The sequence below is a fragment of the Agaribacter marinus genome (assembly GCF_030160655.1).
Classification (GTDB): domain Bacteria; phylum Pseudomonadota; class Gammaproteobacteria; order Enterobacterales; family Alteromonadaceae; genus Glaciecola; species Glaciecola marina.
Genome location: NZ_BSOT01000006.1, coordinates 672,072 through 691,232, shown reverse-complemented (window position 1 = coordinate 691,232; position 19,161 = coordinate 672,072). Strand labels below are relative to the sequence as shown.

Genomic DNA, 19,161 nt, shown 5'->3' with positions numbered 1-19,161 from the left:
TTCAGATGTGTAACTGCTCTACTAACTGAATGCCTTTATCCGATTTACCGACAATATCAAATTGCCGCCCAACATCAGTATATGCTAATAATATTTCGATATCTGCTGGCGGTAATAAACCATATCCCTTATCTGGCCACTCTACTAAGCAGAAAGTATTCTCATTAAAATAATCCCTTATTCCCATGAACTCAAGTTCTTCAGGGTCAGCGAGTCGATATAAGTCAAAATGAAATACGTCAATGTCTCTTATTTTATATGGTTCTACAAGCGCATAGGTTGGGCTTTTCACACTGCCTTTGTGCCCTAGTGCAAGCAATAGCCCTCGAGAAAATGTCGTTTTCCCTGCGCCTAGATCACCTTTTAAAAAAATAAGTGTACCGCCTAAATTTTGTTTCAATAATTGTTCCGCAAAATTTTTAGCGAGCGTATCTGTTTCTTGCTCTGTATCACACTGAATTACCTTGCGATCTAACTTAACTTGCGTCATTACTGATTAACTAACACTCTCATTGTTTCAAACAAATCACTTGCCAACATTCCTCGTTGACCATATTTACTGGCAATCATATCACCTGCTTTTGCATGTAATGATACACCATATTGGCACGCTAAGTGACTATCAACACCTTGAGCCAATAAAGCGCCTAATATACCGGTTAATACATCACCCATACCCGCAGTAGCCATGCCAGGATTACCATGGCGACAAACCCACGAGTGCTGTTGATCGTCAACAATACTACCGGCGCCTTTCAGTACACAAACAGCGTCATAACGCTGAGCACATTGACGTGCATAATTAAAGCGATTGCTTTCGACTTCGTCTACAGCCACATTTAATAGTCTCGCGGCTTCACCAGCATGAGGCGTCATAACACAATCGGGTAGCGCGACGAAGCTAGTATTCACCGCGTTCAAGTTTAACGCATCCGCATCAATGACAATGGGTTTTGGACTACGTTGCACATAATCCATTACTTGATCAAAAATAGATTTACTCCACTCGTTTTGTCCAAGGCCGGGCCCAACGACAATACAAGTCGCCCATTTCAATGCTTCATCTAGACCATCACTGATGACCATTAGCTCTGGGCGGCCGGCACATATTTGAATTTTTGATTCGCGATGTGCATATACTTTCACCAAGCCCGTCCCCATTCTGAGCGCGGCTTCAGCACTTAGTCTTATTGCACCAGACATACCAGCATTACCGCCTATGCACAGCAGACGACCATATGTTCCCTTATGACTATTAATTGGCCTCGGCGATAACCCTTCAAAATGCGCAATATCTAGCGCTTTCGCATCGCTTCTCGCTAACTCAGCAAAGGCTTTCCCGATCCCCAAATCATTGAAAACTAAATTTCCACAAGATTGCTTACCTATCCCAGTAGTTAAGCCCATTTTAATACCAACAAAGGTAATAGTTACATCAGCTTGTATGCATTGCCCAAGCGACTCACCGGTATCAGCATCAAGGCCACTTGGCACATCAACACTCACGACCTGTGTATTTGAAAGGTTTATGGCGTCAATGACATCGGCAAACTCTTTGCGCAACGTACCATTAATTCCGGTCCCCAAAAGCGCATCAATAATAACGTCCGCACGTGTTAGCATAGATACGTCAAAAACGTCCACCTTACCGCCACTGTCTAACCATGCTTGTTTTGCACGTGCAGCGTCACCGTGTACGTCGCGTTTAGGCTCAACAGCACATAAGGTAACATTCTTGCCCGCTAACTTTGCATGTAGCGCAGCAATATAGCCATCGCCAGCATTGTGTCCAACACCAACGAACACCAAGTAATTATCAACATTTGGAATAAATGCCACACACTGTTCGAATATTGCTTTCCCTGCTCGCTGCATAAGCGTGTACATTTCAATACTTTGTGTTACCGCGGCAGCTTTTTCATATAAGCGGACTTGCTCAGCGCGATACAAATTCTGTGTTAAACTTGACGAATCAATTTTCTGCAGCATAAAAGTATGTCCTCAATTCCCATAATAGACCTTAACAAACTCGCGAACGATATCAAGGCTTGGGGGAAATCGCTAGGATTTCAACACGTTGGTATCTGCGATCTTGATGTAAGCATGCATGGCCAACAATTAAAAGACTGGCTAGCAAAGGGCTATCATGGACAAATGCATTTTTTTGAGCGGAATCTAGATAAAAGGCTCGATCCCGAAAGTTTGGTTCCGGGCAGTCAAAGAATTATTAGCGTGCGCATGGACTACTTACCAGAAGACGCAATGTTCGCGCAAAACCTTGAAAATTTATCAAGTGCTTATATTAGCCGATATGCACTTGGCCGCGACTACCATAAAATCGTTCGTAAGCGGCTCAAACTATTGGCCGAAAAAATTAAAACACAATGCGCATCATTAGAATACAGACCCTTTGTGGACTCTGCGCCAGTCATGGAGCATGCTTTTGCGGAAAAAGCAGGCCTTGGCTGGACGGGGAAACATACCTTAACACTAGATAAGTCTGCAGGTTCGTGGTTTTTCTTAGGTGAGCTTTTTGTAAACATTCCACTGCCAACAGATGCTCCAATAGAAAATGCTTGCGGTACTTGTACGGCATGCATATCAATTTGCCCAACAAAGGCGATAGTCGCCCCATATACTGTCGATGCCAATAGGTGTATTTCATACTTAACCATCGAATATGACGGTGCAATTCCGCTTGAATTTCGAGAAGCCATAGGAAATAGAATATACGGATGTGATGATTGCCAGCTTGTTTGCCCTTGGAATAAAGCAGCCAATATCACAAGCGAGCATGAATTTAATGATCGTATTGCGCTAAAGAATGCCGATTTGATTACTTTGTTTCAATGGACGGAAGCGGTCTTTTTAAGAAATTTTGAAGGCTCACCTATCCGACGGATTGGTTACCAAAAATGGCAGCGTAATCTCTCCGTCGCTATGGGCAATGCGCCTTACTCAGAAATAATTATAAATGAACTTTCACGAGCCCTTGAAAATACAAATTCAGACGTACTGCTAGAACATTTCAAGTGGGCACTCTCTATGCAGATGAAGAAACAAAATGATGCGACTGACCATAAAAACAGACTCACTAACCGTCAACAAGCACGATTAGTGAGGTCTATACAAAAGGGCTTGCCTAGAGATGCCTAGTTTTTTCAACTAGTTACTTATGATACTGTCTGCTTTGCTCATGCACCGCATCAACAAAAACACCTGCATTTTCGGGCGGTACGTCTAAATGAATACCGTGCCCAAGGTTAAAGACATGCCCACTACCATGTCCAAATCCTTTTAATATTGTTCCCACTTCTTCTTCAATACGCGCCGGTGATGCATACAGAATAGACGGATCCATATTACCTTGAAGTGCAACGCTATCACCAACTCGTGCTTTGGCATTTTCAATGTCAATCGTCCAATCTAAGCCAAGCGCATCACAACCTGTCGCCGCGATAGATTCTAGCCACATGCCACCATTTTTAGTAAACAACGTTACTGGAATTTTTTGCCCATCGTATTCACGCGTCAGTCCGTTGACGATCTTTTCCATATACTGCAAAGAGAAAAGCTTGTAGTCACGTGGCGATAAAACGCCGCCCCATGTATCAAATACCATGACGGCCTGAGCACCTGCTGCAATTTGTGCATTTAGGTAGGTGATAACTGAATCCGCAAGCTTATCTAATAACAAATGCAAGGTTTGAGGCGACGCAAACATCATTTTTTTGATTTTAGTAAATGCTTTGCTAGAACCACCTTCGACCATATAGGTAGCAAGTGTCCACGGGCTGCCAGAAAAGCCGATTAAAGGCACTTCTCCTTTTAAATTCTTACGAATAGTCCGCACTGCATCCATCACGTACGTCAGCGATAATTCGGGATCTGGAATCGGCAAGTTTTTAACATCCGCATCAGAGGCAATGACATGTTTAAACTTAGGCCCTTCGCCTTGTTCAAAATATAGACCCAGACCCATCGCATCGGGAATGGTTAAAATATCCGAAAACAAGATCGCAGCATCAAGTTCAAACCGACGAAGAGGCTGTAATGTTACTTCACACGCTAATTCGGGATTGGTACAAAGAGCCATAAAATCTCCCGCTTGCGCTCTTAACTCGCGATACTCTGGAAGATACCGACCTGCTTGTCGCATCATCCAAACCGGCGTGACATCTACAGGTTGTTTAAGTAAAGCACGCAAATAGCGATCATTTTTCAAGCCAGTCATATATCCCTCGGCAATATCTTTATTATTCATATTTTATTTTGTAGCTTATCGTTTACCCAATATGTTTAGGTAAAGAAGAACAGCGCGCAAGTTTACTGATATGCGCGTCTAAAAACTACTGGCTTCCTCTAATTTCTTGAATTGTGGCCTCAATTAGTTTCCCTGCGATAGAAATTGAAGGCGGGATCAATGGCAAATCGTCAATATCATACCAATTGGCTTCTGCGATTTCTTTTTCATCAATCTTAATATCGCCTCCATCATAATCCGCAATAAAACCGCACATAAGTGAATGAGGAAAAGGCCAAGGTTGACTGCCAAAGTAACGTAAATTTTTTATAGTTATGCCCACTTCTTCAAACACTTCTCTATGAGTAGCGTCTTCTAAAGATTCTGCACTTTCTACAAATCCCGCCAACGTTGAAAACATACCGCTTGATAAATGCCTAACACCCTTCGCCAACAGTATTTGCTTGCCCTTTTTAATCGACACAATGGTACATGGCGATACACGTGGATAACATCGGTGCTGGCATTTGTGGCAGTGAGTCGCCATTTCCCAATGCACTCGTTGCATCTGGACACCACATTGCCCACAGAATCGGTGCGTCTTTAAAAAGCGTGCATACTGCCAAGCTTGTGCGATCGGCGCAAAAAGCTCATCTGATAAACAATTTAGGAGTTCTCTCACAGTCAAGAATGACCAATTGTCTTCATCTATTTCGCTAATATGTAATTCGAGGAACTGATATTTTCCGCCAAGATTACCCTCAAAACTAACAACGTCATCTTTGTATTCAGGAAAGGTAGCGAAGGACACCCTATTAAGCGACGCTACGATATCTATGTTTTCCGGGCTTTTAGGTACTAGCAATTTTCCATCTGCAAAAACAAAATTCATCTGTTATGCACCTCCTATTGAAATTCAGGGGCAAAACTTTACGCGTTTTCTCGCTTGTCCACAAATCATCCGATGATATACTTGTTAAATAATGTAACAAATCGGAGATGCAATTGTCTGCGCCGAAAGAACCAAGCAGTGAACAACAAGCATTAGTTGAAAAAGCAAAAGCGTTTTGCGAAAAAAACGGTAGTCGATTTACGCCAATTAGAGCGAGGGTTTACGAGTTATTATTGCAACAAGGCGGCTCAATTGGTGCATACGATTTACTCGATAAGTTGCGCGAAACAGAAGAAAACGCAAAGCCACCGACGGTATATAGAGCACTAGACTTTTTTCTGAACCTGGGTTTAGTCCATAAGGTGGAGTCTACGAATACGTTCAAAGCATGCCATCATTTTGGGTGCTCTCACCCCGTGCAGTTTTTGATCTGTGACGAGTGCGGTGATGTGCAAGAAATACAATCTAAAGGTGTTAAGGACACCTTAGAAGCTCAAGCATTTGAAAACGCGTTTATCATAAAAAGCCAAACAATTGAGGCACATGGTACATGTAAAAATTGCGTATAGGCTCTTTATAAACGGCGTTAAAAACTAGCAGCAAAAAAATAATTATAAAACTATCCACCGGAAACTACCGGCTTGTTTAGAATTGTGAACAATTTGATAGTATACTTGCGCCAACTCGCTAACTTTAAAGAATATTTTAATAATTATAGGAAAAGGGATAAGGAACATGAAAAAACTAGCTATAGCAGTTGGTCTTTCGTTAGCTTCAGCTTCATTCATTACCTCAGCACAAGAAACACCGCCATATGAAAACTGGGTTGGCGGTTTCGTAAACTATTACGATGCAGACAGTGAAAAACCAGAACCAGTAGGCGGCCTTGACAAAGGACGCGGTTTTGGCGGTGAATTAGGCTTTCGCTTTGATCCATCGTGGGCTGTGCGTTTTGAATTAGGCAGATTGCTTATTGATAAAGACGACAACAATCGCTCTGCGCTTGCAGATGACGGCACGCAACTTGGTGTTGATGCTATGTACTTTCTTGAAGACGATGTTGCCTACTTATTTGGTGGTTTACGCGAACAATCTATTCGCGATAGCTATCGAATGGCAAGCTTAGGTGTTGGTAAGCATTGGGAAACCAACAGTAACTGGCGCGTAATCACCGAGTTAGCAACGTATTATGATTTTGGTCAGGGGTATAATGAATTTAGCGCTAAATTGGGCTTGGCATATATCTTTGGTCAAACGTCTGCGCCTATCGCACAGCCGGATACAGACGGTGACGGCGTATATGACGCAGTTGATCGTTGCCCGAACTCTGCGCCAGGCACTGAAGTAGACGCAACAGGCTGTAGTATTGATTTAGATGGTGACGGCGTGCCAAATGCACAAGATCAATGCCCAACCACGCCTTCAGGTGTAAAAGTAGATGCCACAGGCTGTGAAATTACCGCTGTCGTCCAAAAAGACAGCGACAATGATGGCGTTTATGATGCAGATGACAAATGCCCGGGAACACCGAGTACGGATAAAGTAGATGCTTCTGGTTGTAGTATTTTAGAAGAGAAAGAAGTATCTGTTGCATTAGATATTCTATTCCCGAACAACAGTAGCGTAATCAGCAACCCTGATTCGCAAAAAATAGAGGCGTTCGTAGACTTTATGCGCCGTTACGGTAACACCACAGCAGTAGTAGAAGGACACACGTCCGCGGTGGGTGAGGCAGCTTACAACCAATTCTTATCTGAAAAACGAGCTCAATCAGTACGTAGCTTGTTAATTAACGAGTACGGGATTGATGGTAGCCGCTTAAAAGCAGTTGGATTTGGCGAGTCTCGCTTAAAACGCACTGACAATACACGTGAAGCACATCGCCTTAATCGTCGTATTGAAGTAGTAGTATCAACCAAGGTTGAAACTAAAGTTAAACGTTAATATGTGAGTAGTTACTCGTTAAAAGTAACGACTATGACAACAAGAAAAGCAGAACTTCGTGTTCTGCTTTTTATTGTTTAATATGTTTTTGGACAAAGATCAACAAGCCCTAATATTCATCCTCAAACGCTGGCCCCGCATAATTATCAAAGCGAGAGAATTGACCTTGGAAGGTTAAGCGACAGGTGCCAATAGGACCGTTCCGCTGTTTGCCGATTATAATCTCTGCAATACCTTTATATTCGCTATTCTCGTGATACACCTCATCACGATAAATAAACATAATTAAATCGGCATCCTGCTCAATTGAGCCAGATTCACGCAAATCCGAATTAATAGGTCGCTTATCAGCGCGTTGCTCCAAGCCACGATTTAACTGCGATAGAGCAACCACCGGTACTTCTAGCTCTTTCGCTAGCGCCTTTAACGAGCGGCTAATCTCTGCAATTTCTAATGTTCGATTATCCGACAGACTTGGTACTCGCATGAGCTGGAGGTAATCCACCATAATCATCGAAATTCCACCGCGCTCTCTCGCTAATTTACGCGCACGCGTTCGCAATTCCATTGGCGTTAACCCCGAACTGTCATCAATAAACAAGTTATCTTTATCATGAAGTTCTTTCATGGTCTGCTGCATACGCATCCAATCTGCATCGTCTAACTTAGCAGTACGAATGCTCGTCTGATTAACGCGGCTCAAGGACGCTAACATCCTCATCATGATTTGTTCTGCTGGCATCTCAAGACTGAATACGAGTACTGGCTTGTCTTGCATCATCATCGCATTTTCACAGAGGTTCATCGCAAAGGTTGTTTTACCCATAGATGGACGTGCAGCAACAATAATCAAATCTGAACGTTGTAAACCACTGGTCATTTGATCTAAATCGGTATATCCACTTGATACACCCGTCACATCTTGATCTTGTTTTACTAGCTCATCTAAACGATCAACTGTCTTTTTAAGCACACTCTTAACGTCGACTGGCCCTTCGCCAGCGCTAGTGCGTTTTTCAGCAATTTCAAAGACTTTGGTTTCTGCGAAGTCTAATACTTCCTTTGAATCCCGACCTTCAGGATTAAACCCCACATCAGCGATATCATGTGCCACGCCAATCAGTTCGCGAACAATAGCGCGTTCACGAATGGCGTTAGCATACGCGCCTACGTTTGCAGCGCTTGGCGTATTTTTCGCAAGTTCAATTAAATACGAAAAGCCACCTGCTTCATCAAGTTGGGCATGGGCCTCCAGCTCACTTTTTACCGTGACAGCATCAATCGCTTCATTCTTATTAATTAACCTGATAATGGAAGCAAAAACCAAGCGATGAGCGTGATTGTAAAAATCTTCTTCAACGATTAAATCTGCAACTTTATCCCAAGAATCAGCGGATATCATTAGTGCACCGAGTACAGATTGTTCCGCTTCAATACTATGCGGCGGAATGTGTAAACTCTCGATATTATCGTTGGTAGGTTGGTTCACAGGCATTACATAAAAATAATAAGGCCGAATATTATGCGACAAATCTAGCGCAATGTCTTCTAAGATTTGTCGCATGTTAAATGCGCAAAATACGGCCTAATACGATAGACCGTGCCCATATGGATACAGCGGTGCATAATCAGCATCAGCAACACCGCCGTTTAATACTGAACCAATAAAAAATGTCGTTATTTCTGCGGACGTAATGTGTGTTCGTTCCGCCTGCGTCATTTGACCAATTTTTATATTCATTATCGAACCTCAATCAAATCTTGCATAGATTTTTGAATATTAATTTCACAATACATTAACAAAATAAAACAACTCATGAAATCGTTTTCATTTAGTATAGTGAGATTCACATATGAAAAGCCATTGCATATGGGTTATCATGTAATTTGTATAGAAGGTTTACCTGTTTTGCGTCGTTTTAATTGAAACCGATTTCAGTTAAGTTAAAGGTTATTGGGAGAGTGGATTGGCAAAAGTCAGTATTAAAGAAGTTGCAAAGCAAGCACGTGTATCAGCGGCGACAGTTTCTAGAGCTTTGTCAACACCTAAGCTAGTAAATGATAAAACGCTTACCAGAGTACTTAAAGCCGTAAAAGATACTGGCTACAAACCTAATCGCTTTGGTGCAAGCTTACGGACGCAAAAAAGTGGCAATGTTGTCGTCGTAATGCCTGACATTACAAATCAAGTGAACGCGGGCATTATTAGGGCAATCGAAAACGAAGCAATGCAAGCAGGGTACTCTGTATTACTAGGAGACACTCAAAACATTGAGGCGCGAGAATCTCATTATGGTGATATGGTGACATCCGGACAGGCTGATGGAATATTAGTTTTTACTCCTCGCATTCCTTTTCCAGTAGATGAAAACCGTCAGGCTTTTCACGATTTACCGCCGCTAGTCAATTCATGTGAAGAAATTCCCGATGACAATATCAATAAAGTCTTAATAGACAACAAGGCAGGCGCCATGGCGGCCGTCAACCATTTAATTTCACTAGGGCACAAGCGTATCGCTGCAATCAAAGGCCCCTCGTTTACTCCAAGCACCGAGAGCAGATTAGTCGGTTATAAAGAGGCGCTAAACGATGCAGGCATAGTAATTGACGATAGATATATCATCACAGGGGACTACGGTACAGATTCAGGCGTAGTTGCAATGGAAAAATTACTTCGGCTAAAGAACCGACCCACTGCAGTATTCTGCTTTAGTGATGACATGGCTATAGGCGCAATGAATACGCTGAGAGAATACGACTTTAAAATACCGGAAGATATTTCAATCATGGGGTTTGATGACATTAGTTACGCCAAGCTCATGTCACCCACCTTAACCACTATTAAACAACCACTTGAAGATATTGGAAGAGAAAGTATGCGCATGCTACTCGCACTAATGAAAGGAGAACAGACCACATGCAAATCTATCACACTGCCATTTGAGCTAGTCATTAGGCAAAGCACAGGGCCGGTTCCCACAAGTTAAATTATAGTTTTTTGCGCTTGCTTACTATTTTAGTATGTTTTTCAACGAATGCCTGTAACTGATTAAAGGATTTTGTGCGAAAGACTTCTGTAGCATCTTCAGTCACCACAAACGTAGGAAAATCTTGTACTCTATAAGTAAAAAACGTATCACCCTGTTCATCAAGCACAATAGGGTGTGTTACACCATATGTAGTAGCATATTCCTCCACGTCTGATGCAGACGTCCACAAGTGGCTAACGATTGTTTTAAACGCCACATTTGGCAGTTTTTTTGGTAACTTATTGAAATTCGCTTCAGCGTCAACACATGCCTCTGACATACGAGGGCGTGATTCTTTTAGGTAGGATTCACACCATGTCGTCGCAAAATGTAATACCTGTAAACCGTCAAGCGCCTCGTTTAAAAAGATAGTTTGACTAGTTTTATTTGCGTCGCCAGAATTGAAAAGAGTCGCTGGTAAATCAGGTTTGTCATGGCTAGACAATAAGGACAATTTACGATCCAATTCTTTATTTGCTTCATGCCCAGAATGAACAATCAACCCATCTGTATCTATGAGCACGTGATACGGTGTGCCAACTAAATTTAGTGACTTAGCCAATTCCCCTTTGGTGTCAAGAGCAATCGGTAAGGTTAAACCAAATTGTTGAACAACCTTATTTATCTCCTCTGCTGATTCATTTAACCCCACATTCACGGCAACTACTTCTACGCTTTCACCATACGCTTGTGAAGTTTCTTGCAAATGGTCCATCTCTCGCAAGCAGTCTTGACACCAAGATGCCCAAAATTTCAAATAAACAGGCTTCTCCCCTTTGTACTGACTTGCATTAAATACGCCACCATTTCTTAACGTTAGGTCCAAATCCACATTGTTTTTCGCGTTAACTAAACTAATCGGTGACAACACAGCCAAGCAGCCAATAACGATTCCTACAATCTTCTTTCGCCTTAGGTTATAAGACGCAAAACTTGCTTTATACATAGTAACTCCATTATTTTTTAAATTGCACAACTGCGGGTATTATGATTCACTGACTGGTACTTTTTAAGTTCCAAAAATGTGTATTTTGATAGATCCAATTCTTGAAATTGACATTCGCCTTATCTCTGATGGTAAGGAGACCTTGGTAGATTGCCTGTCTAGGCAAATTCGCTTAGCAATCCAAAACGATCGATTAAAGCCCGGTTTTAAAATGCCCTCTACACGCTCGCTCGCTAACTCTTTAGGCGTGTCTAGAAACACGATAATTGCTAGCTATGACAATTTGGCAATTGAAGGCTACATTGAAACCTTAGTTGGCGACGGCACATACGTTACGAATGCTTCCGAGAATCTGACAGAAAACAGTAGGCCTTTTCCCCAAAAGTTATCCGCACATATCAAAGAATATTGGCGAGTAGAAAATCAAACGAGAGAGCTCGCGCCTTACCCAGACTTAAAATATTCCTTCAAAGTAGGTTCTCCAGACGTATCGCTATTCCCTTTTGAGAAATGGCGAAAGTACGTTTCTGCTGGTTCAAGACAACTGAATCAACTAGCAAAAGCGCATTGGACACCTCAGGGCATATTAGCTCTTCGTGAAGCCGTCGCGCAACACATATCGTTAATGCGCGCAGTAGCAAGCAATGCAAATGAAATACTCATTTGTAATGGCGCACAACAAGCGCTTAATTTAATCGCGACAATACTAGTAAGAACGGGCAAAACGAAAGTGGCGATGGAATTCCCCTACTACTTTATGGCGAGAGATGTTTTTAGTGCAGCGGGTGCAGACATTGTACCAATAAACGTTGACTCTGAAGGTATCGTCGTATCAGACATTCCATTAGATACAAATATTATTTATGTCACGCCATCACATCAATTTCCACTAGGGATAGCGATGTCAGCTAAACGACGCTTAGCACTTTTAGATTTAGCAATGCGTAAAGACATGTTAATCATAGAAGATGACTACGACAGCGATTTTAGGCTAAGTGGACCACCAATAGATGCTCTCAAAACGCAAGATAACAACGGCGTTGTTTTTTATGTAGGTACTTTTTCTAAAAACTTACTTCCCGAGTTGAGAATAGGTTATTTATTGGCACCATCATGGTCACTCCCTTCTTTAACAGCAGCAAAATTCCAGTCTGATTGGCATACGCCAACGCAAACTCAAATGACACTAGCAAGCTTTATTACATCAGGAGAATTGCGAAAACACATTCGTAAAATGCAGAAAATCTATTCAGCTCGCTATTTTGCGTTAAAAAAAGCCTTAAGCATTCATTGCTCAGGTTTTTTAACGCTATTACCCATCCGAACAGGTTTGCATGCGACTGCTACGCTTATCGATGTGATAGACGCCAAAGATTTAGCTAGTACAGCGGCAAATCACGACATAGCAATACGTGCGCTGACCGATTTTTGTGCTGGAGAAGCGCTACCAAACGCAATAGTATTTGGTTTCGGTTGCATAAATACAGACGACATATCAGCCGCAATAGCAGTGCTAGGCAAGATACTATTGAGTAAATATAAGCTGAGAGAAATATAACCTTAACGCAAGGCAGCTACTTCTTTGGCTTAGGTTTGCCCCAAATATCGTGATTTACCGGCGTGTTAGGCGCCACTTGTTTTTCTGTTTTTTGGCTGTAATGCATGCGCGGTGCTTGTTTGTTAGTTGGCTTATTATTCTCAGCTGGGAGAGATTGAAGTTTGCTATAAGTTTTTTTGGATGTACTGTCTTTTGCAGCCTCTGGGCGATACTTTCTAACCATACCTTGCAGTAAATTACGCACGATTTGATCACCTGCGTCTTTATAATTACGATGGTCTGCCTTACGAAACAAGGCTGACAATTCAGTTTTTCCAATTCTGAAGTTCGCGTACCGCAAGATCTCAATCATATCCTCATCACGATAACTCATTGCAATGCGCAGCTTTCGCAATATGTCGTTATTTGAAAGTTTTTCGCCGGCCTTTAACTTATTAGGTAGTGCACCTTCCTTTTTCCCCCGTCTTTGAATCACCAAACCATCCAAAAACATTGCCAAGGTTTTATCCCGGCAAGGTAAAAATCCTGCTTCCTCGTCTTTTTTCATAATGGACTGCAAGTAATCTTTATCCATATCGTAATCAACCAGCTTAAAGATATCGATTGCATTCCCATCGTTGATCCGCAACGCGAAACGCACGCGTCTTAATACATCATTGTTGATCATATTTGTTTCCTTTAAGCACTACTTGCCAAAATGGGCAGAAATTTGCGCGATGATAACCCAATATATACCTAGCTGCCATTGCATTGAACAAACGCCACTAATGCAAACTTGCGAAACAGAATGTTACACAACGCAATATGCGCTTACAGATTTATACTCGTTTATCTAACTAAATGGCAGATATAGTAGAGAATGTCAGAAAATTACTTGTACAGGCTAGGAGAACGGAATGAAAGCAACAGGCTTTAATCAAAAATTAAATCGTCTTTTTAAAGAAAACTGGGGCTTCATGTTATTTGTTTTATTGCTTATCAGTTCTCGTAGCAGTATTGCCGATTGGTATCAAGTGCCAACAGGTTCAATGTTACCCACAATTGAAGAAGGCGATCGTATTTTTGTAGATAAGATGGCCTATCGACTCGACATTCCATTTACCGACATCCCATTACTCGAAATGGGCAGTCCAGCACGAGGGGATATAGTTGTATTCATGTCTGAAGCAGCTAACATGCGTTTAGTGAAACGTGTGATAGGGTTGCCCGGCGACAAAATCGCTATGATAAATAATCAAGTAGTATTAAACGGAGAAATCATCCAATACGAAAAGATAAACTCACCCGCTTTGTATTCAGAAAATTTACTTGGTTACCAACACCCTGTGCAGTTTGTTGATGTACCCAATCCTCGAGATTCATTTAAAAACATCGTTGTTCCAAAGGGGTTTTATTTTGTAATGGGTGACAACAGGAACAACAGCGTTGATTCAAGATACTATGGTTTCATTCCAAAAGATGAGTTGCTAGGTAGAGCGACGAATGTTATGTATTCATTAGATACTGATAATTACTACCTCCCAAAAGCTGAGCGTTTTTGGAAGCAACTAATATAGGTAACTTGCATGTACATAAGATACTTGCCCAATTGTTATAAAAATGTAAAAGTACGAATCAGATGATTGAGATAGCTAGCCAGCTATAAAGTATTATCGCGCATCATCTGAAGAACGTATTTGGCAATTTTAATCTTTGGCAAACATAGGGTACGGTAAATGTCTTTCAATCAAGAACTCACAGACGAACTCAATTTAATCCTCAAATATCCAAGCAGTAGTCTAATGCAAGGACTGAAAATACATCATGATGCAGATCCTTCCGTTATAGCTGCAGCGAAGCGCCTATTTAACAAAGGGATAGTGAATCAACCTGATGGTGGCTACCTGACAAACTTAGGTTATGACTTATGTGAGCATGCGAAGGTCATCCAGTCTGCACTGACGCATAGCTAAAAGAAACATTAAATCAAAGTACTTACAAAAAAGCCTATGCTGTCACCAGCATAGGCTTTTTATTGCGTTACTATTTAAATAGTAAATTAAGCAGCTTTCGCCTTTCTTCTAAGCAACCATAGGCCACTTAGCGCAAAAATTGCACCAGCAGGTGCTGGAACATTTGCAACAAAGCTGTTGATCCAAGATAAGTAAGGCGCATAGAAGTTACCACCAAAGGCAGAACCGAACGAACCATCACCGCTACCAAAAGTATTGTTAGCAATTAACACCCATTTGTCTGCAATCACGTCAAATACGAAAGAAGGGCCGCCTGAATCACCGCCACCGATGCTACCTTCAAAGATATCTGAAAAATCTTGACCAAAGAAATTGCCACAACCAACACCTACAACGTCACAGAAAAAGTCCTGTAATACACCATTCTCGTCAACACCGTCAAAATCAGCACGCCAAACTTCTACCGCATTGCCGTAGTTATTTGCACAGTCATCTGCCGAGAAAAAGCCACCTGGCACAGGCGAGGTCTCATCGTCACATTCAAACAATTCTGGAATATTGAAACCGAAACGTTTTACAAAAAAGTCCGGTGAAAACGAGTCACCATCAATACCATTACCGCCCGTACCATGACCAACCATAGTGAAGAAGGTGTTACCGTCCGCCAATTTTAAAATAGTGTCATCGCCTAACGGTTCTACGCCGCGATAAAAATCATAGATTTCTACGCCGTCTGGCACATCACTAGGCAGTTCGATGATTGCGACGTCATCATTCAAACACTGCGAACCGAAACCAGGGTTGTCACCTGGTCCACAAATTCCAAACCCTTCATAATCAGGATGAATTGCTACACTAGCCGCAGTTACTAAACTGTCTGCAGCACTTCCAGTTGCCCAATCACCACCATCATTAAAGATGACACGAACATCATTCATAGGGTTGTTAATATCAACTACGACACCCGTACCTGTTTCATCAACACAGTGAGCAGCAGTCACGACGTGGCGTTGACTAACTACTGAGCCAGTACAAATAAAGCTGTCTCTAGCTCCATCACCATCGGCATCGTATCGAATGTTGATACTAACAACACCGGTAAAATCGCCTGCTGGTACCGGTGGCGCTTGATCACCAGAATTTCCACCGGCTAAAATTTTTGGTTGTTGAATACCTAAATCGGTCACTAACAACCCTGCATTTGCACTTGTTAACATGGTGGTACAAAGTGCAATCCCTACTGCAGCTTTTTTCGTGTTACTCAATAACTTTTTCATATGATTCTTCTTATTTAGTAATTTTATTATTGTATTTAACGTTTTAGTTTGAAACGTCAAAATTTTGACATGCATTAATCGCTCCAAAAGTACAGGTAAGAGGACTTACAACACAAACCCTTTATATCCAGCCCTAAAAGGGAGCATTTAATGACGCAAAGAAATTGTAAATGTCTAAGGTTCTGCCAATTTGTAAAGATTACTGACAGGTATAATTTTTATCCCTTAAATCATGCATTGAACATAAATATATTGGTCATTTTAGTAGCTAAAAATGGCAGCGCATCACTCACGCTGTCAAAATCTTTTACAAGCTAGTTTGCACTGCGTAGTTATAAAATATTAGAGTGCGTTTACGTTTTTATTACAAGGCCAACAATTGCCTTTTACATCATTTACAATTCTTGCATAAATACTGTTTATAAACATTAGCCAATAGAAGTATCAAATAATGCGCACGCCTTTTTATTTAATAGCTCTATCATTGCTCTTCATTTCAGCTTGCGAGACAGCTGTAAACGATCGCAAAGATATACATGACTGGCAAGATATTCCCTTACCTGACAAATTGAATACCCAACACAATTGGCAACTAGTCGACGAAGTAAGTGACAGTTTCAACTATCAACAAAAATCTAATGACTTTAATGACAAGTGGCACGACAATCATATTCGAGGCTGGAAAGGGCCTGGTGCGACATATTTTGATTCAAACCACAGTGCCATTGAAAATGGCAAGCTTGTATTGTCAGCTTCCCCAGTACCAGAAAGTCAGCAAGGTGAGATTATTGACTATGGCGATATACAGTCTAAAAAGACAATCTTTACAGGCTTTGTTACCGCAAAAACGCTGATTAAATATCCCATATACGTAGAAGCCAGTTTAAAAGTCTCTAAATTCGCTTTAGCAAGTAACTTTTGGATGCTAAGTGATGATGATGTATATGAAATTGATGTTACAGAAACCTATGGTGACACCGAACACAATGCCAAATTAATGGCCACCAATTATCATATTTTTGTACGTGATCCCGTAACTAATGACTACTTACAAGATAACGGACACAAGCCTAAACACCATAAAACACCTACACAAGATATGCTCAACGAAGACTATCATCGTTTTGGTTTCTATTGGAAAAGCCCGACGCATATGGAGTTTTACTTAGATGGCTCGCTAATACGCACCTTGTCAACAGATACTGACTTAACCGATCCCGACAATAACTTTTTTAATACGCCGATGCGAATAATATTCGATATGGAAGACCACGTTTGGCGAGCTAAAAAGGGGATCACTCCCACCAAAGAAGAGCTAATAGACCCAACAAAAAATCGAATGTATGTTGATTGGATAAGAGCTTATCAACCAACTAGTTAAATAACGTCGAACACTAGGAAAATATAAATGCACACCTCCAAAATAATGCAAATGCGATGGTTATCAATCATATGGTTGAGCCTATTCTCTTATTTTTCAGCTGCGAGCACAAATGTTGAGTTGAGCGGCGAATTGAAAAAATGGCATGCCGTAACACTCACATTTGATGGCCCGGAAGCAAATGAAACAGATGAAATAAACCCGTTTATTCATTTTCGTTTAAATGTAGAGTTTACACATATAAGTTCTGGCAAAAAATTTATGGTGCCAGGCTATTTTGCCGCCGATGGGAACGCGGCGAATACCGGCGCATCCGCTGGAAATAAATGGCGAGTTCACTTTACCCCAAACCTACAAGGCGAATGGCAATGGCAAGCGCTCTTTAGAAAAGGAAAATTTGCTGCCGTGTCAGACAAACCATTTACCGGTACGTCCGCCAACTACATGGACAATCAAAAAGGTCAATTTGCTATCCAAGCAAGTGATAAGGCGTATCCTGACTTTAGAGAACGAGGTCGCTTAGAATATGTTAATCAGGCGTATCTTCGCTTTGCCGAAACAGGTGAATATTTTCTAAAAGCTGGGCCTGACGCGCCTGAAAACTTATTGTCTTATGCCGATTTTGACGGCACCTTTCATTCTGACGGCCACAAAGACAATCTCGTCAAAACTTGGGAAGCGCATAAAAAGGATTGGAATGAAAACGATCCTACTTGGCAAGATGGTAAAGGGAAAGCACTGATAGGTGCACTAAACTATTTATCGTCTAAGGGAATGAACTCAATCTCCTTCTTAACACTGAATATCAAAGGTGACGATCAAAATGTATTCCCCTATATCGATTACGATACCTACGACAGAATGGATGTATCAAAACTAGCGCAATGGGACATCATTTTTTCGCATGCTCAGAAAAAAGGCTTGTTTCTTCACTTCAAAACAGCTGAAGTCGAAAACCAAGGCTTGCTCGATAACGGTGGACTTGGCCTTGAGCGCCAACTCTATTATCGAGAACTAATTGCTCGTTTCGGTCATCATTTGGCCCTCAACTGGAATATGGGTGAGGAAAATGGCGAATGGCATAAAAACCACAAAACCATGCCTCAAACAACGATTCAACGTTTAGCAATGGCGAAATACTTTTACAACAACGACCCTTACAATCATCATATCGTCATTCACAATGGGAATGATTATAACGATTTAACCGGCCCTGATAGTTATTACACCGGCGCCTCAGTGCAAACACATCGTAAAGATTTTGGTCATGTGCATGCCGCCGTAAAACGCCTAAGGGCATGGCCTGTTGTTAATGGACGCCCTTTCGCAGTGGCCGTTGACGAACCTGGAGATGCCCAAGACAGTTTGCTACCAGACGAGCTCGATCCTGAGCATAATGATGCACGGATGAATGGTCTCTGGGGAGCGCTAACGGCAGGAGCATGGGGGACTGAATGGTACTTCGGATATGCACATCCTCATTCAGATCTTACCGCACAAGATTGGCGCACACGTGATTTATTTTGGACACAAGCAAAGCATGCCTTGGATTTCTTCAAATTAGCTGACGTTGCATACCAAGAAGCCGAGAACAAGGATGACATTACAAATAATGCATGGGTATTAGGAAAAGAAAAAGCGTTTTATATCGTTTTCGCTAAAGATGCCTCAAAAGACATATCGCTTAACTTTCCGCTAGGAGAAGCAGAGTACTCAGTGGAATGGTTTGACCCTAGAAATGGTGGAGAACTGCAAACAGGTAGCGTAGAAAAAATTAATATAACGTCTCCGCTCAAACAATATTTTAGACGGGAAAAGCATTCTTTAGGTTTACCTCCCAAAGATGGAACAAAAGATTGGGTTGTCTTAATCAAGCGACGTTGATTAATAACTTAAACCAGTTAAAACCGTCTACTATATTGTGAGAGCTAAGTGGAAT

Annotated in this window: 18 protein-coding genes; 9 read left to right on the top strand and 9 right to left on the bottom strand. The window is 41.6% G+C overall.

Annotated features, from left to right (window positions below; translation table 11 throughout):
• Position 1: 1 nt before the first annotated feature.
• Positions 2-490 (bottom strand): tRNA (adenosine(37)-N6)-threonylcarbamoyltransferase complex ATPase subunit type 1 TsaE, encoded by a 489-nt coding sequence (gene tsaE / locus QQK00_RS13780; protein WP_284218159.1) that lies wholly within the window; start codon positions 488-490, stop codon positions 2-4.
• Complete coding sequence (locus QQK00_RS13775) at positions 490-1,989, bottom strand: NAD(P)H-hydrate dehydratase (RefSeq protein ID WP_284218158.1); 1,500 nt, start codon at positions 1,987-1,989, stop codon at positions 490-492. Before QQK00_RS13775 ends, tsaE begins: the two co-directional genes overlap by 1 nt.
• 6 nt (positions 1,990-1,995) lie before the next feature.
• On the opposite strand from QQK00_RS13775, the gene queG reads away from it, so the two are divergent.
• Complete coding sequence (gene queG / locus QQK00_RS13770; RefSeq protein WP_284218157.1) at positions 1,996-3,156, top strand: tRNA epoxyqueuosine(34) reductase QueG; 1,161 nt, start codon at positions 1,996-1,998, stop codon at positions 3,154-3,156.
• Positions 3,157-3,169: 13 nt separating this feature from the next.
• Here queG and hemE read toward each other — a convergent pair whose 3' ends face one another.
• Positions 3,170-4,234 (bottom strand): uroporphyrinogen decarboxylase, encoded by a 1,065-nt coding sequence (gene hemE / locus QQK00_RS13765; protein ID WP_284218327.1) that lies wholly within the window; start codon positions 4,232-4,234, stop codon positions 3,170-3,172.
• A 115-nt stretch (positions 4,235-4,349) separates the two neighbouring features.
• On the bottom strand, positions 4,350-5,135 hold the full coding sequence (gene nudC / locus QQK00_RS13760) for an NAD(+) diphosphatase (protein WP_284218156.1): 786 nt from the start codon (positions 5,133-5,135) through the stop codon (positions 4,350-4,352).
• Positions 5,136-5,248: 113 nt separating this feature from the next.
• Here nudC and QQK00_RS13755 point away from each other — a divergent pair, with 113 nt between their 5' ends.
• Positions 5,249-5,704 carry a transcriptional repressor gene (locus tag QQK00_RS13755; RefSeq protein WP_284218155.1) on the top strand — a complete coding sequence of 152 codons (456 nt, stop codon included), beginning with the start codon at positions 5,249-5,251 and terminating at the stop codon, positions 5,702-5,704.
• A 166-nt stretch (positions 5,705-5,870) separates the two neighbouring features.
• Positions 5,871-7,079 carry an OmpA family protein gene (locus QQK00_RS13750; protein WP_284218154.1) on the top strand — a complete coding sequence of 403 codons (1,209 nt, stop codon included), beginning with the start codon at positions 5,871-5,873 and terminating at the stop codon, positions 7,077-7,079.
• 109 nt (positions 7,080-7,188) lie between these two features.
• Here the strand turns inward: QQK00_RS13750 and dnaB are convergent, their stop codons facing one another.
• Both dnaB and QQK00_RS13740 read right to left on the bottom strand, forming a co-directional pair.
• On the bottom strand, positions 7,189-8,574 hold the full coding sequence (dnaB, locus tag QQK00_RS13745; protein WP_284218326.1) for a replicative DNA helicase: 1,386 nt from the start codon (positions 8,572-8,574) through the stop codon (positions 7,189-7,191).
• A gap of 90 nt (positions 8,575-8,664) precedes the next feature.
• Complete coding sequence (locus QQK00_RS13740) at positions 8,665-8,820, bottom strand: hypothetical protein (RefSeq protein ID WP_284218153.1); 156 nt, start codon at positions 8,818-8,820, stop codon at positions 8,665-8,667.
• Between the two features lie 226 nt (positions 8,821-9,046).
• On the opposite strand from QQK00_RS13740, the gene QQK00_RS13735 reads away from it, so the two are divergent.
• On the top strand, positions 9,047-10,066 hold the full coding sequence (locus QQK00_RS13735) for a LacI family DNA-binding transcriptional regulator (RefSeq protein WP_284218152.1): 1,020 nt from the start codon (positions 9,047-9,049) through the stop codon (positions 10,064-10,066).
• A gap of 1 nt (position 10,067) precedes the next feature.
• On the opposite strand, the gene QQK00_RS13730 is transcribed toward QQK00_RS13735, so the two are convergent.
• Entirely contained in the window at positions 10,068-11,054 is a 987-nt protein-coding gene (locus tag QQK00_RS13730; RefSeq protein WP_284218151.1) for a TlpA family protein disulfide reductase, read from the bottom strand.
• An 85-nt stretch (positions 11,055-11,139) separates the two neighbouring features.
• On the opposite strand from QQK00_RS13730, the gene pdxR reads away from it, so the two are divergent.
• Positions 11,140-12,612, top strand: coding sequence for a MocR-like pyridoxine biosynthesis transcription factor PdxR (pdxR, locus tag QQK00_RS13725; protein WP_284218149.1), 1,473 nt, complete (start codon positions 11,140-11,142; stop codon positions 12,610-12,612).
• 16 nt (positions 12,613-12,628) lie between these two features.
• Here pdxR and QQK00_RS13720 read toward each other — a convergent pair whose 3' ends face one another.
• Positions 12,629-13,279 (bottom strand): YehS family protein, encoded by a 651-nt coding sequence (locus QQK00_RS13720; RefSeq protein ID WP_284218148.1) that lies wholly within the window; start codon positions 13,277-13,279, stop codon positions 12,629-12,631.
• A gap of 229 nt (positions 13,280-13,508) precedes the next feature.
• Between QQK00_RS13720 and lepB the strand changes: the two genes are divergently transcribed.
• Both lepB and QQK00_RS13710 read left to right on the top strand, forming a co-directional pair.
• Positions 13,509-14,168, top strand: a complete 660-nt coding sequence (lepB, locus tag QQK00_RS13715; protein WP_284218147.1) for a signal peptidase I — start codon at positions 13,509-13,511, stop codon at positions 14,166-14,168.
• A 159-nt stretch (positions 14,169-14,327) separates the two neighbouring features.
• Positions 14,328-14,564, top strand: coding sequence for a TIGR02647 family protein (locus QQK00_RS13710; RefSeq protein ID WP_284218146.1), 237 nt, complete (start codon positions 14,328-14,330; stop codon positions 14,562-14,564).
• 86 nt (positions 14,565-14,650) lie between these two features.
• Here the strand turns inward: QQK00_RS13710 and QQK00_RS13705 are convergent, their stop codons facing one another.
• Entirely contained in the window at positions 14,651-15,841 is a 1,191-nt protein-coding gene (locus tag QQK00_RS13705; RefSeq protein ID WP_284218145.1) for a trypsin-like serine protease, read from the bottom strand.
• 484 nt (positions 15,842-16,325) lie between these two features.
• On the opposite strand from QQK00_RS13705, the gene QQK00_RS13700 reads away from it, so the two are divergent.
• Both QQK00_RS13700 and QQK00_RS13695 read left to right on the top strand, forming a co-directional pair.
• Entirely contained in the window at positions 16,326-17,222 is an 897-nt protein-coding gene (locus QQK00_RS13700) for a family 16 glycosylhydrolase (RefSeq protein ID WP_284218144.1), read from the top strand.
• Between the two features lie 27 nt (positions 17,223-17,249).
• Positions 17,250-19,106: a DUF5060 domain-containing protein gene (locus QQK00_RS13695; RefSeq protein WP_284218143.1), complete on the top strand. Its 1,857-nt coding sequence runs from the start codon at positions 17,250-17,252 to the stop codon at positions 19,104-19,106.
• Positions 19,107-19,161: the final 55 nt, after the last annotated feature.

Excerpts from the sequence above, each read along its gene's own strand:
- tsaE (WP_284218159.1), bottom strand. The coding sequence starts at position 490 with ATGACGCAAGTTAAGTTAGATCGCAAGGTAATTCAGTGTGATACAGAG.
- QQK00_RS13775 (WP_284218158.1), bottom strand. The coding sequence starts at position 1,989 with ATGCTGCAGAAAATTGATTCGTCAAGTTTAACACAGAATTTGTATCGC.
- queG (WP_284218157.1), top strand. The coding sequence starts at position 1,996 with ATGTCCTCAATTCCCATAATAGACCTTAACAAACTCGCGAACGATATC.
- hemE (WP_284218327.1), bottom strand. The coding sequence starts at position 4,234 with ATGACTGGCTTGAAAAATGATCGCTATTTGCGTGCTTTACTTAAACAA.
- nudC (WP_284218156.1), bottom strand. The coding sequence starts at position 5,135 with ATGAATTTTGTTTTTGCAGATGGAAAATTGCTAGTACCTAAAAGCCCG.
- QQK00_RS13750 (WP_284218154.1), top strand. The coding sequence starts at position 5,871 with ATGAAAAAACTAGCTATAGCAGTTGGTCTTTCGTTAGCTTCAGCTTCA.
- dnaB (WP_284218326.1), bottom strand. The coding sequence starts at position 8,574 with ATGCCTGTGAACCAACCTACCAACGATAATATCGAGAGTTTACACATT.
- QQK00_RS13740 (WP_284218153.1), bottom strand. The coding sequence starts at position 8,820 with ATGAATATAAAAATTGGTCAAATGACGCAGGCGGAACGAACACACATT.
- QQK00_RS13730 (WP_284218151.1), bottom strand. The coding sequence starts at position 11,054 with ATGTATAAAGCAAGTTTTGCGTCTTATAACCTAAGGCGAAAGAAGATT.
- QQK00_RS13720 (WP_284218148.1), bottom strand. The coding sequence starts at position 13,279 with ATGATCAACAATGATGTATTAAGACGCGTGCGTTTCGCGTTGCGGATC.
- lepB (WP_284218147.1), top strand. The coding sequence starts at position 13,509 with ATGAAAGCAACAGGCTTTAATCAAAAATTAAATCGTCTTTTTAAAGAA.
- QQK00_RS13710 (WP_284218146.1), top strand. The coding sequence starts at position 14,328 with ATGTCTTTCAATCAAGAACTCACAGACGAACTCAATTTAATCCTCAAA.
- QQK00_RS13705 (WP_284218145.1), bottom strand. The coding sequence starts at position 15,841 with ATGAAAAAGTTATTGAGTAACACGAAAAAAGCTGCAGTAGGGATTGCA.
- QQK00_RS13695 (WP_284218143.1), top strand. The coding sequence starts at position 17,250 with ATGCACACCTCCAAAATAATGCAAATGCGATGGTTATCAATCATATGG.